The sequence below is a fragment of the Actinoallomurus sp. NBC_01490 genome (genome assembly GCF_036227085.1).
Taxonomy (GTDB): domain Bacteria; phylum Actinomycetota; class Actinomycetes; order Streptosporangiales; family Streptosporangiaceae; genus Actinoallomurus; species Actinoallomurus oryzae.
Map to the genome: position 1 here is coordinate 11782929 of NZ_CP109433.1, position 12372 is coordinate 11795300.

Below are 12372 nucleotides of genomic sequence, written 5' to 3' on the forward strand. Positions count from 1 at the left end.
CACGGCCGTGTTCCACTGCGCCGTCAACCACGCGGCGTACGGGCACGCATGATGAGCGCGGCGACGTAATAGGTGCACGGCTCGGAGCCCGCGTTCGCGTACGCGTGGCCGACATCGGCGGCGAAGTAGGCCGAGTCACCCTCACCGAGGTCGACGGACGTGTCGGCGATGGTCAGGCGGAGCGTGCCGGACTCGACGACGATGTACTCGTGGGAGCCCGGGGCGTACGCCGGGAACCCGCCCGCGTCACAGTCCGGCGGCAGCGTCGTACGGATCCACTCGAAGTTCACGCCGGGCACCACCGGCGAGAGGATCGTCCGCCGCCACCCTCCGGGTTCGTCGACGCTGTCCTGGTCGGCGGCGCGGCGTACGACGATCCGAGTGTCGTCGGGCTCGGCGACGAGGTCGGTGAGGGGCACGCCCAGACCGTCCGCGATGCGGGCCAGAACCACGATCGTGGGCGCCTTCTGCCCGCGCTCCACCGACGACAGCATGCTCACGCTCACGTCGGCCGCCTCGGCCAGCTGCTGAAGGGTCAGGCTTCGATCGTGTCGCAGTCCCTGAACGCGTCGGCCCAGCGTCGCGAGTTCCAGCATTCCTCTATAATAGCGACTAGTTTCGCTATAGAGAATCGAGCATGCCGTGACAGTCCCCGAAGCGGTCATCCGCCCCGCGGTCCCCGCCGACCTGCGGACCGTAGCCGAGATCTACGCGCACTACGTCTCCCAGACCGTGATCACCTTCGATCAGGTCCCGCCGACCGTCGCCGAATGGGAGCAGCGGCTCGACGGTCTCGCCGACCGGGGCCTGCCCTTCCTGGTCGCCGACGTGAACGGCACCGTCGTCGGGTACGCCTACGCCGGCCCCTGGCGCCCGAAACCGGCCTATCGGTACACCGTGGAGGACTCGATCTATCTCGCCCCCGACCAGACCGGCCGGGGGCTCGGCGGAACGCTGCTCGGCGCGTTGCTGCCCCGATGCACCCAGGCGGGCATGCGCCAGATGATCGCGGTCATCGCGGACACCGGAAACGGCGCCTCCACGGCGCTGCACCAGCGTTTCGGCTTCGCCCACGCGGGCCGGCTGACCGGCGTCGGGCACAAGCACGGCCGGTCGGTCGACACGCTGCTCATGCAACGCGCACTGACCACGGATTAGAAACGGTCCGACCCGGCGATAATCTTCCTCACGGCTTTCCAGGCACGCACACAAATCAATTTATCTTAAATGTCCACATCGGCCCGTCGGGGCTGAAGCGTGCATCGATGTCCGACCGTTAAGGCGCCGCGCGACATGACATTCCCGGCGAATACGGTCGGCACAGCGAATTCTGCGTCGTAGCCGAGTTGGAGGAGAGCAGTTAATGGCAATCTCGGGTTTTCTGGCTCGAACCGCCCTTGGTCTGGCGCTGACGGTCACAGTTCCGCTGACCGCATACCCGGCCGTTGCGAAGCCGCCCCCTCCGCCGACTCCTCCGGCGCCCCCTCCGGTGGCGTCCTCCAGGTGGGGAATCATCGGCCGCAACACGATCGGCGAACCGAACGCCTTTCTCCGCGGCGGGCCGTGGGCCCGGAGCAGCCCCACCAACCCTTCCGCCGATGTTCCACCGCCGTACGGCAACGGGAGCCTAGGGATCATCGTCGGCACCGGTGCGGAGAAGATCGAGTATGGGAACGAGACAGATTTCGCGAATCTTCCCATCCGCAACCTCAACACTCTCAAGTACTGGATCTACGCGGGGACAGACTCCTTGAGCGGCATCTCGCTGCCGATCATCTCCATCGAGGCGAACCCCAAGGTGGGAGCGATCACCTACACGAGTTTGAGCTACATGCCCGAGAGTTCGACCAGCCCGTCGGCTCCCGCCGTGCGGGTGCCCAACGTCTGGCAGCAGTACGACGCGACGGCGGCCGGCAACCGGTGGTACGCCACCGGGTCGGCGGGCACGGCGATCGGCTGCACCCAGGCGACTCCGTGCTCGTTCGCCGACCTGAAGTCCAGGATCCCGAACGCCGTCGTGAGCCTCAGCCTGGGGATCAGCAAGGGCAGGGACACCCCCTTCATCGGCGCGGTCGACGGTCTACAGGTCAACAACGTCGTTTACGACTTCGAGCAGAACGGCGTGCGTCAACGTCCTTCGAGGCTGCTGACGGCCATCCAGAAGTGGTGGTAGGCGGTCGTGTCTTGTGAAGGTAGGCGGTCACGGAAGTGGCGGTGGTCGGACAGCGAAAGTGCAGTCCAGGTTCGGTCAGGACGGCGGTTCCGTGTCGCCGGGACCCGGGTGATGGGCTGGGCGGCCGACTCGGTGGCCGTGGTGTCCAGGGCGGCATGGCTGCGCTGGTTCAGGTCGATGGCCAGGTTGCGTGAACTCTCCTCCGCTTGACCCGGCTGGGAGTCTGCTGCCGGTGGGCCGCGACGGTGGTCGCGGTGCGGACGAATGCCGCGAGTGCGGATGCTCGGTGTCCTTGTGGCCAGGCGAGGATGAGGGTGGTGGGCTGGGCGTCGGTGACGGGTACGCAGGCCAGGTCGTCGCGGAGTTGGCCGCGTACGGATGCGGGCACCACGGCGACCGCGCGGCCAAGTGCGATGAGCTGCATGAGTTGGCCGACGTCTCGTACGGACAGCCTGTTCGGGGTGTTGTGGGGATCGGCCGACCAGTGGGGCATTGTCTCGCCGGCCAGGTCGGCGAGACGTACGCTTACCCGGTCGGCCAGGTGGTGGCTGTGGGGGAGGACGACGACCTGGTCTTCGGTCAGGAGTTCCTCGATGTCGAGACCGGTCAGGTCGGTGTTCGAGCGGTGCAGCAGGCCGACGTCGGCGCGGCCGTCGCGGATCATCTGGGCGCGTTCGTGGGCCGAGCACAGGACGATGTCGACCGGGACCGCGTCCGGGTCGGTCTCGTAAGCGGCCAGGATGTCGGGCATCAGGCCGCAGTCACCGCCGGGTTTCATCACCAGGACCAGCCGCGAGGCGGGCCGGCCCGCGCGCTGGGCGCGTCGCACGGCAGCGTCGACCGCATCCAGGGCCCGGCGACTCTCGGTGAGGAACACCTCGCCGGCCGGGCTGAGCGTGACCTTTCGGCTGTTGCGTTCCAGCAGGGGCACGCCCATCCGGCGTTCGAGCCGGCTGATGGCCCTCGACAGCGGCGGCTGCGCGATGCCGAGACGCTCGGCCGCCCGGCCGAAGTGCAGTTCTTCGGCGACCGCCACGAAGTACGCGAGTTCGCGGGTCTGTAGTCGATCCATACCGTGAGGGTATCGGCCGAGACTCAGCCGGGCATTGTCCTGCTGCGGCCCCCGGTGCTGAAGTCATCCCCATGACTGACGAGAAGATCGCCCTGATCACAGGAGCGAACAAAGGAGTGGGGCGTGCCGTCGCCCGCCAGCTCGCGGATCGCGGCGCGACGGTCCTTCTCGGCTCCAGGGACCTTGGACGCGGTGAGGAGGCTGCCGAGGCGCTCAGGTCCGGCGGCGGTGACGTATGCGCCCTCATGCTCGACGTCACCGACGCGGCGACGATCGAGTCGGCCGCCAGACAGATCGACGAACGCTTCGGCCGGCTCGACGTGCTGGTCAACAACGCCGGAATCTCCGGCAGCCCCGGACCGACGGAGCCGGCGACCGCCGACCTGAACCTGGTCAGGCGGGTGTTCGAGACCAACGTCTTCGGTGTGATCGCGGTGACCAACGCCATGCTGCCGCTGCTGTCGCGCTCGGCGGCGGCCCGCATCGTCAACGTGTCCAGCGGTATCGGGTCGCTCGCCTACATGACCGATCCGGATCACTACATGTCCCGGTTGGCGGGGCACGCGGCGTACCCACCCTCGAAGACGGCGCTCAACTCCTTGACCGTGCAGTACGCCAAGGACCTTCGGGAGCAGGGCATCCTGATCAACGCCTGTACCCCTGGTCCCTGCGCGACGGACTTCACCCGGCACCTCGGCCTCCCCGTCACCCGCACGGCCGACGACGGCGCCGCGATCGTGGTGCGACTGGCCACCCTGGGCGCGGACGGCCCGACCGGAGGGTTCTTCGACGACGACGGCGTGGTGCCGTGGTGATCGCTTGCCGCCGCTTCCACTGTCCGCCTACCGCCACGCCCTGTCCGCCTACCTGCAGTTTTCGGTGTCCACTAGCAGAGGCCGTGACCGCAGGGTCTGTCCGTGGCCGCCGATGGCAGCGGCCACGGACAGACCGGTCCGCCGAGTGATCACGACGCGCACGGCGCGGGAGCGGCGACAATGGAGGCGTGGGCATCGTGGTCGAGTTCGCGCACGAGCTGCGGCTGTTCTTGCCTTCCCGACATCGGGACGGGCCGGTGGAGACGGCAGTCGACGGCACGTCTTCGCTGGGACACGTGATCGAGTCGCTCGGCGTGCCGCTGCCCGAGGTCGGCACGCTGCTCCTGGAGGGCGACCCGGTCGCCCCGTCACACCGGCCCACCGGCGGGGAGCACGTCACCGTACTCGCCGTCTCACGGCCACAGCCGACGCCGTCCCCGCCCAGGTTCCTGCTCGACGTTCACCTCGGCACGCTCGCACGGCGGCTCCGGCTCGTCGGGGTCGACGCCGCGTACGACAACGACCTCGACGACGACACCCTCATCGACATGGCCAACGCACAGCGCAGGATCCTGCTCACCCAGGATCGCGGCATCCTCCGCCGCCGCAAGCTGTGGTTCGGCGCCTTCGTACGGGGCGGCCGGCCCGAGGAGCAGTTCGACGACCTCCTCGACCGGTTCGCACCGCCCCTGCACCCCTGGACGCGCTGCACCGCCTGCAACGGGCTGCTCGCCCCCGTCGCCAAGGCGGAGATCGAGCACCGCCTCGAACCCGGCACCCGCCGCTGCCACGACGAGTTCGCCCGCTGCCAGACCTGCGACCGGCTCTACTGGAAGGGCGCCCATCGCGAACGGCTGCAAGCGATCGTCGACGATGCCCGCCGGATGCGCCACGCGTGACCGGTGGCGCGTTAACGCGTAGTCGTCGCGGACGAGCACTCGGACGAGTGTGTTCGTGCGGGGCTTCCTGCGGGGATGCGTGCGCGTACGAGGAAGCCGCCGCCGTCTTGGCGGTGGGCGGTGAAGTGGCCGCCGAGGGCGTCGACGCGTTCTTGGAGGCCGGTGAGGCCGCGTCCGCTTCCGCCAGGGGATGCGGTCCGCGAGGTGGGGCCGTGGGTGGCGACCTCCACGCTGATCTCCTCTTCGTCGTAGTGGACGCGGACGGTGGTGTGGTTGCCATGTGCGTATTTGAGGGCGTTGGTCAAGGCTTCTTGGACGACTCGGTAGGCGACGAACTCGGCACTGCCGGCCGTTTCGGCGCGTTCGCCCTCCTCGGTGAACTTCACGGGCTGCCCGGCTTGGCGGGTTTGTTCGATGAGTGTGTGGAGGTCGCCGACGGACGGGGTGTCGATCTGGGTGTCGTGGTCGGGGTTGAGCAGGTCGAGCAGGTGCCGTAGGTCGGTGATGGCGCGTCGGCCGGTGTCGGTGACGGCGGTCAGGGTCGCGTCGAGGCGGTCGGGTGCGGCGGTCAGGTAGCGCGCGGCCTCGGCCTGTACGACCATGGCCGTGACGTGGTGGGTCACGACGTCGTGGAGTTCGCGGGCGATGCGGGTGCGTTCGGCGGTACGCGTCGCCTCAGCGATACGTAGGCGGCGCTCGACCTCGGCGGCCCGGGTCGAGCGCAGCCAGGACCCCACCCTCCACACCATGACCAGCGCGGCGTAGAACAGCGCGAATCCGTCCACCTTCTCGGTCCCGCCGAGCCGGTGGAGCTCCACCGCCAGCGACACGTAGCCCAAGCTGAACACGATGGCGGTGACCCGCCGTCGGCGTTCTGAGTGGGCGCCGACGCTCATCAGCGCGATGGCCAGTGCGGTGCCCGCTATCTCGTGGTAGCCGCGGAGCTGGTCGAGGGCGAACCCGAGCGATACCAGGGTCATGCAGAGGACCGGCCAACGCCGGCGTATGGCGAGCGGGAGGCATTCGAGGGCGACCGCCACGATGGTCAGGTCGTCGAAGGGGCGGGCCGGCAGACCGCCGATCTGTGTCCCGGAGCCGTGGAACGCGGGAGACACCGACACGAGGAACAAGATCAACCCGAACGGGAGATCCCGGACTGTGACGTCCCATCGGTGCCACAGGTCCGGGATCCGCCGGATGTCGGTCACTGGGCGAGGGTAGCGGTAGCGGTGGTCTGGGTGTTGCGTCGGCGGGGGACCAGGTTGCCGCGGCGGTGGGCGATCCACAGGAACACGGCGGTCAATACGATGCCGAAGAAGATCGCGGAGGGGGCCGCTTCGGGTCCGAACTCGCCGCCGGTGATCATGGCTGGGCCGGACATCGTGCTGTGCAGCAGGCCGTCGTTTTGCCCGTTGCCGGACACCTCGGTGCTGAAGATGGCGGCCTCGGCGAAGTTCCAGCCGAAGTGCAGGCCGATCGGCACCCACAGGTTACGGGTGGCGGCGTAGGCGGCGGCCAGGGTGCCGCCGGCCTCCACGGCGATGGCGAGTGCGCCCCATAGGGTCGCGTCCGGGTTGAGCAGGTGCCATCCGCCGAACAGCACGCTGGTCACCACCATCGCCACCCAGGTGCCGGTGCGTCCTTCGATGATCCGGAACAGCACGCCGCGGAACATCAGTTCTTCGGTCAGGGCGGCGGCGGCCATGAAGCCGAACAGCCCGACGGCGCCCATCACCGAGCCGAACCCCTCGACCCGGTAGTCGCCGTTGAAGGCGATGTTGCCGATCACGGCGCTGAACCACGCGACACCGATCAGCGTCCCCACACCGAGGCGGGCAGGGGCGCCTTTGAGGGCCACCTCCACCGGCGCGCGACGCTCGGACCAGCGCACCATCCGGGCGTAGACGAACACCGCGAGCACGGCCGTCGCGACCCCGACGACCAAGGTCAACAGCGCGTTGTCCTGCACCCCGGCCACCAGCTGCCCGCCGATGAACGCGACCACCGCGACCGGCAGGAGCTGCTTCAACAATCGCATGACGAATCCTTCGTGAAATTTCTTAACGAGATTCCGCGGCCAGCGCCGCGGCGACACCGAAAACGTTAGGGATTCCCCCACCGGAAATCGTCACCGCGCGGTGGACACTCCCTTGTAGCTCGCACGGGGGACAAGCGATCCCCGCGAGTGTCCACCGTGTGGTGACGATTCTCGGCCGTCGGCTCAATAGTGTTTCCACATCGCCACGACGCTTCGATTCGCCGACTCTGTTAATGGAGGAGAATATGAACCCCACGTTCAAAGCTTCCGCCGTAGTCGCACTGTGCTGCGCCGTGACCGGCACGGGGCTTGTCGGCTGCAAGAACGTTTCGGATGCGGATACGAAATCATCCGTGACCTCTGTCGCGCGGAAGGCCGCTGATGGCCTGCTGTCGGGAACCAGGAAGATCAAGATCGACGGCCGGTCGGTGAACGTGTCCTGCTCGGGCAACCCGATGAACCGCAAGCCGGTCATCGTCCTGCTGGCCGGACTGGGTGACGGGTTGGAGAAGATGGCCGGCCTCCAGAAGACCCTGAGCGAGAACAACCGGGTCTGCTCCTACGACCGCCTCGGCGAAGGCGCGAGCGACCAGCCGGAGGGCCCGCAGACCTTCGCCGACACCGGGAAGATCCTGACCGGGGTGATCGACCGGGTCGCCGGCCACCGTCCCGTCGTCCTGGCCGCTCACTCACTGGGCGGGATGATCGCCGCCAGGTACGCCCCCGCCCACCGGGACAAGGTCAAGGGCCTCGTCCTGATGGACGCCACCTCCCCGACCTCGGTCGCCGACCTCACCAACGCGATCCCCGAGTCCGCCACCGGCCCCGCGGCCGAACTCCACGAACAGACCCTCCAGGTCGACCAGGGCAACAACCCCGAAAAGCTCGTCATCACCGACGGGAAGGTCCGTTCGGCCGGCAACATCCCGGCGGCGGTCATCCAGCACGGGAAGAAGTACCTCGCCGCGGCCGTCCCAGAGTACGGACCCCGCCTGGAGGAAGACTGGGCCAAAGGCCAGCGCGAATGGCTCGCGATCTCCCGCCGCAGCAAGCTGATCACCGCCACGAACAGCGAACACTACATCTACCTCGACCAACCCGAGCTCGCCGTCAAGACCATCCAGCGCGTCACCTCCCAGGCCGCGCGCTGAGTCCGAATCGTCAGGACTGCACGCCGAGGAACGACGGCGACGGAGGCGTGGGCGTCATGATCGAGTCGCTCACTCGCGGAATGGACGGCCGGTTTCACCCGCACCGCCCTGCCCGGCCTGGTAGTGCCGCAGGTGACGCCGTCCGTGCTCAGCGGCCGGGTCCCGTGCCGCCACAGAACCGTTGAACCGCCGAGCGTTCCGTTCCGTATGCCGGAGAAGGGGTTGTTCTGCATTGCCCTAGCGGAGGGAACGAGGCATTGCTGTCGGATCAGTCGCCGAGCGCGCGAGCCCAGTGGCAGGCCTGCCGGGCGAAGACCCGCTGTGCGCGTGGTGCCCGGTACGTCACCGGAGCGGACATCGTCCGGATCTCCCGTACGCTCGCCTTGGAACCGTGGCACTTCACGCAGACCGCGCCCGCCGTGGCCGGCGACCCGACCGGGATCGTCCTCGACAAAGGCCGGCGCCGGGTCTTCCTCAAGCTCGCCAACGCCACCAACGGCTGCGTCTTCGCGATCCGCACTCCCAGCGGCGCCACCTGCTGCGGCCTCGGGGACGTCGCCCCGATCTCCTGCCGGATCTTCCCGGCCGACACGGAGAACGGTGCGCCGGCGATACGCCCCGAGCCGGGCTGCGACTGCCGGGAGTGGACGCTGGAAGACCTGGACCGAGGCGCGCTGATCAGGGCCACGCGCGCCTGGTCGGCCGACCGCGACCATTGGCTCGAGGTCGTGGCACGGTGGAACAAGCTGGCCGCCGAGTCCGACGAGGAACTCGACATCAAGGACTTCCAGCGCTACCTGCTCGAGGCACAGTCCGCCCGAGAGACCGGCGCGGGCTGGCCCGAGGAGGTGACGGCATGAACGGCACCGCCGTCAATGCCGCCGGCTGTGCCGACTGCGGCGGCAAATGCTGCCGCGAGTACCAGGTCGGCGTGACCGTCAGGGACGTCCGGGTGCTCGCCGAGGGAACCGCCATGCGTCCCAGCGACTTCATCCGGCTGCTGAACACCAAGAAGGAGGGCTTCCGCCTCCGCCCGGACGGACCCGCGAAAAAGCTGTACCTGCAACGCTCCGCGGAGGACACCGGCTGTGTGTTCCTCATGGAGATCGCCTCGGGCAGGGCCCGGTGCGGCGTCTACGCCCACCGTCCGCTGGTGTGCAGCACCTTCCCGATGAGCATCCAGCGCGGTGTGGTGACCCTCCGCGAGGACACGGTCTGCGGCCCCGACTCGTGGAACCTCGCCGCGATGGACCTCCCCGCCTGCCGCCGCGAACTCACCCACGACGACGCGGCCCGAGCCGAACACCGCGAGATCATACGGGCCTGGAACAAGCGCGTCGACGCCTCCGGCCGGGAAGCCAGCCCCCAGGAGCTCTACGACTACCTGATGAGCTACCCCCTCGAAGCGACACCCCAGGCTCACACGGAGTCAACTTGACCCGGTCCTGAAGGGCCGGGTTTGGAGGTAGCTCCCGGCTGGCTGCTGGGTGGGTTTCTCCGTTCAGCCACCGCTATGGGGTGGCAGGGACGCGTGACTCACGCCCCGCGGTCCACGCAGCTTCGCCTTTGCGGGCGATGTTGTGGGAGGCGTTGCGGTCTGCGTGGGCAACGACCCCGCAGTTCCGGCAGAGGAATACCGATTGGCTTGCCCGGTTGTTGTTGTCGATGTGGCCGCACTCGCAGCATTGCTGGGAGGTGTAGGCGGGATCGACGAAGACCACGGGCACGCCGGCTCGTTTGGCCTTGTAGGTGATGAAGTCGGTGAGCTGGGCGAAGGCCCAGGAGTGCAGCGCGACCCGTTGGGGCTTGCGGAGCCGTACCCTCTGCCGGATTCCCTTGAGGTTCTCCAGGGCGATTCCGGATGAGGTGCGTTCAGCCTCGGTCACGATCGTCTTGGCGATGATGTGGTTCTGGTTGGCGGCGTGACGCTTCTCGCTGCGTCGGCGTTTTTTGAGCAGCCGTTTGGCGGACTTGGTGCGCTTGTTCTGGAGCTTGCGGCGTAGTTCGAGCTGTCGCCTGCGGTGCCGGTTGAGTCCCCGCCCGGCGGCCTTGTAGCCGGTGGAGGTGGTGGCGATGGCGGCGATGCCCAGGTCCACGCCGATGAACCGCCCGGGCTCGTACGGCTCGGCCTCGGATACCTCGCACGTGGCGATCAGATAGAACACCCCGTCACGCCGGACCAGATCGGATTCACCCTGCCGGTGGGCCTGCAGTGTCTTGAGCGCGCCCGGTGAGCAGGCGAACGGAATGTTCTTCATCCGGCCTTCGACGGTCCACACCGACACGGTGGCGGCGTCGTACTGCCACGACAAGCACCGGTCGTCATACGGCTGCGCGGCCTCGGGACGGAACACGATCGGCTTGGCCTCCGCCTTGACCCGACGCGGGGAGCCCGGCTTGCCGAGGTTCCCCGCAACGATGTGTGCTTACGCAGTTCGTACAGGTGCGGCACATCGTGGTCGAACGCCACGGCCGATACCCAGTTCGCCGCCTCGTTGACCGCGTGCAGGGTCCGCTCAAGCGCCAGCGCCTGCCCGGCATCCGGCATGAGCTTTACCTGCACCACGACCTTCACGGAAAGTGAGCTTAGTGTTCTTGTGTGTCACATGTGAGGGGAATCTCCTGATAACCACAGGGGTGACAGCGTCGCCCACACTCGCACACACACTTGGTCTCCCGCGTCCCAGCACTGGTCCAGGCGGCGCTAGCGCGCCGCACACGAGGGAAGCGATTCCTCCCGGCCCTCAAGGACCGGGGTTCCTCGCTAGATCATCCTGAACGCCGCCCCGCCCGGAAACGGCCTGGGCGTGGATGAACGGGTACGGCGAGGCGCGACATCGGGCACGCCTCAAACCAGCGGTTCGAGGCGTGCGTCCGATGTCAGAATCCTGGGCTCAGGCGTTCTGCGCGCCGTTGTAGACGTTCCAGGCGGCGTCGCGGTAGTAGGCGAAGTAGGAGTTGCCGTCGGTGCCCGAACCCCAACTGCCGAAGAACGTGGCGGTCTGTACGGCCGACCCGTCGGACTGGTAGTTGACGATGAACGGGCCGCCGCTCGCTCCGCCGCTCAGGCCCTGGCAGTTGGGGATGTGCACGCCGCCGTTGTAGCTGTCGACCGGCGCACCTTCGCACCACACCGCGTAGTCGACGCTGGCCGGAATGCCGATCGCGTGCGCGTAGTTGTTGGTCGACCAGTTGAAGCCGATACCCGAACCGCCGACCGCGTTCTGGACGTGCGCGCCGCTGTTACCGCCACTGTTCAGGACGATGAAGGCGTTGTCTCCACCGGGACTGGTGTCGTCGGTACGAACGCCGGCCGACCGCCAGGTCCACCAGCCGTACGGGGCGCTGCCCTTGTTGTAGGACGGAGCGAACTGGAAGTTGGTGTACCAGGCGCCGGTGCTGATGTCCATGACGCAATGGCGCGCCGTGGCTATCACATCATGGTTGTTGCTGGTGACGACGTTGGCGGTGCAGACGTAGTCGCCGCCGTTCTCGGGGTTGTGGAAGAACAGGCGCCCGACCGTCACCCATTCGCTGGCGGCGGGCTGCAGCCCGCCTGCCGTGCCGGTGGGACGGCTCGCATGGACCGTGCGCGGCTCGCCGTCACCGGAACTGCTGATCTTCGCGGTGCCGGGGCGTGCGGGAAGAGGAGCGGGCTTGGCCTCGGCCAGGCGCCGCGGGTTCCAGTACGAGCGCACCGTTCGGGCCGAGGAATGGTTGACCGCCCAGCGGGTGTGCGGCGGGGTCGGATGGGTGACGGCTGACGACGTGGCCGCGCCGGCACCCGGGACGAGGACGCCGAACGCGACCATACTGGTGGCGACGGCCACTGTGACACGACGGAGGATTGACACGATGTCCCTTTCTGGCGGGAATGGACACCGTGATCTTGAATTGAATTAACGGGCTAGTAAAGATCTTCGTCAGCATTCGGCCAAAACGCCTTCGACGGCGCCTCCTGCGGACCGCCGGGGCAGGGGCTGGTGCACGACCGGGACTACGGCTACCGCCTGCTCATCGCGGGCGCAGGCGAGAACGACGCTCTCAGCCGCCGAACTTCAGGCGTGACCCGGTGATCCGCAGTGGGCGGCGCGGGGCCGATCGCGGGAGCCGTACGACCCTTGCCGGCCCCCAGCGTGACCCCGCCGGCCGCTAAAAAGAAAGAAGGGGAAGAGGCCGCCCGCATACAACGGTCGACCTCTCCCCCTTCTCTCCACGCCAAAA

Annotated in this window: 13 protein-coding genes; 7 read left to right on the top strand and 6 right to left on the bottom strand. The window is 68.0% G+C overall.

What is annotated here, in order from left to right; translation table 11 throughout:
• Positions 1-23 precede the first annotated feature (23 nt).
• Positions 24-596, bottom strand: a complete 573-nt coding sequence (locus OG417_RS54115) for a helix-turn-helix domain-containing protein (RefSeq protein ID WP_329247772.1) — start codon at positions 594-596, stop codon at positions 24-26.
• A 46-nt stretch (positions 597-642) separates the two neighbouring features.
• Here OG417_RS54115 and OG417_RS54120 point away from each other — a divergent pair, with 46 nt between their 5' ends.
• Together OG417_RS54120 and OG417_RS54125 are read left to right on the top strand one after the other, a co-directional pair.
• Entirely contained in the window at positions 643-1158 is a 516-nt protein-coding gene (locus OG417_RS54120; protein ID WP_329247776.1) for a GNAT family N-acetyltransferase, read from the top strand.
• Positions 1159-1750: 592 nt separating this feature from the next.
• Positions 1751-2173, top strand: a complete 423-nt coding sequence (locus OG417_RS54125) for a hypothetical protein (RefSeq protein WP_329247778.1) — start codon at positions 1751-1753, stop codon at positions 2171-2173.
• 169 nt (positions 2174-2342) lie between these two features.
• Here the strand turns inward: OG417_RS54125 and OG417_RS54130 are convergent, their stop codons facing one another.
• Positions 2343-3245: a LysR family transcriptional regulator gene (locus tag OG417_RS54130; protein ID WP_329247780.1), complete on the bottom strand. Its 903-nt coding sequence runs from the start codon at positions 3243-3245 to the stop codon at positions 2343-2345.
• A 71-nt stretch (positions 3246-3316) separates the two neighbouring features.
• Here OG417_RS54130 and OG417_RS54135 point away from each other — a divergent pair, with 71 nt between their 5' ends.
• The gene (locus OG417_RS54135) at positions 3317-4060 is read left to right on the top strand and encodes an SDR family oxidoreductase (protein WP_329247783.1); all 744 of its coding nucleotides are present in this window, start codon (positions 3317-3319) and stop codon (positions 4058-4060) included.
• 188 nt (positions 4061-4248) lie between these two features.
• On the top strand, positions 4249-4959 hold the full coding sequence (locus tag OG417_RS54140) for a Mut7-C RNAse domain-containing protein (RefSeq protein WP_329247786.1): 711 nt from the start codon (positions 4249-4251) through the stop codon (positions 4957-4959).
• 11 nt (positions 4960-4970) lie between these two features.
• Here the strand turns inward: OG417_RS54140 and OG417_RS54145 are convergent, their stop codons facing one another.
• Both OG417_RS54145 and OG417_RS54150 read right to left on the bottom strand, forming a co-directional pair.
• A complete protein-coding gene (locus OG417_RS54145; RefSeq protein ID WP_329247788.1) occupies positions 4971-6167 on the bottom strand; it encodes a sensor histidine kinase in 1197 nt (398 codons plus the stop codon).
• Positions 6164-6997 (bottom strand): CPBP family intramembrane glutamic endopeptidase, encoded by an 834-nt coding sequence (locus tag OG417_RS54150; RefSeq protein ID WP_329246572.1) that lies wholly within the window; start codon positions 6995-6997, stop codon positions 6164-6166. The genes OG417_RS54145 and OG417_RS54150 overlap by 4 nt, the downstream gene beginning before the upstream one ends.
• Positions 6998-7350: 353 nt before the next feature.
• Between OG417_RS54150 and OG417_RS54155 the strand changes: the two genes are divergently transcribed.
• From OG417_RS54155 to OG417_RS54165, 3 genes are all read left to right on the top strand, one after another.
• Entirely contained in the window at positions 7351-8148 is a 798-nt protein-coding gene (locus tag OG417_RS54155; RefSeq protein WP_329247791.1) for an alpha/beta fold hydrolase, read from the top strand.
• A 257-nt stretch (positions 8149-8405) separates the two neighbouring features.
• Positions 8406-9008, top strand: a complete 603-nt coding sequence (locus tag OG417_RS54160) for a hypothetical protein (protein WP_329247793.1) — start codon at positions 8406-8408, stop codon at positions 9006-9008.
• The gene (locus tag OG417_RS54165) at positions 9005-9586 is read left to right on the top strand and encodes a YkgJ family cysteine cluster protein (protein ID WP_329247796.1); all 582 of its coding nucleotides are present in this window, start codon (positions 9005-9007) and stop codon (positions 9584-9586) included. The genes OG417_RS54160 and OG417_RS54165 overlap by 4 nt, the downstream gene beginning before the upstream one ends.
• Before the next feature lie 73 nt (positions 9587-9659).
• Here the strand turns inward: OG417_RS54165 and OG417_RS54170 are convergent, their stop codons facing one another.
• Together OG417_RS54170 and OG417_RS54175 are read right to left on the bottom strand one after the other, a co-directional pair.
• Positions 9660-10502 carry an RNA-guided endonuclease InsQ/TnpB family protein gene (locus OG417_RS54170; RefSeq protein ID WP_329247799.1) on the bottom strand — a complete coding sequence of 281 codons (843 nt, stop codon included), beginning with the start codon at positions 10500-10502 and terminating at the stop codon, positions 9660-9662.
• Positions 10503-11042: 540 nt separating this feature from the next.
• Positions 11043-12002, bottom strand: a complete 960-nt coding sequence (locus tag OG417_RS54175; protein WP_329247802.1) for a hypothetical protein — start codon at positions 12000-12002, stop codon at positions 11043-11045.
• Positions 12003-12372 lie beyond the last annotated feature (370 nt).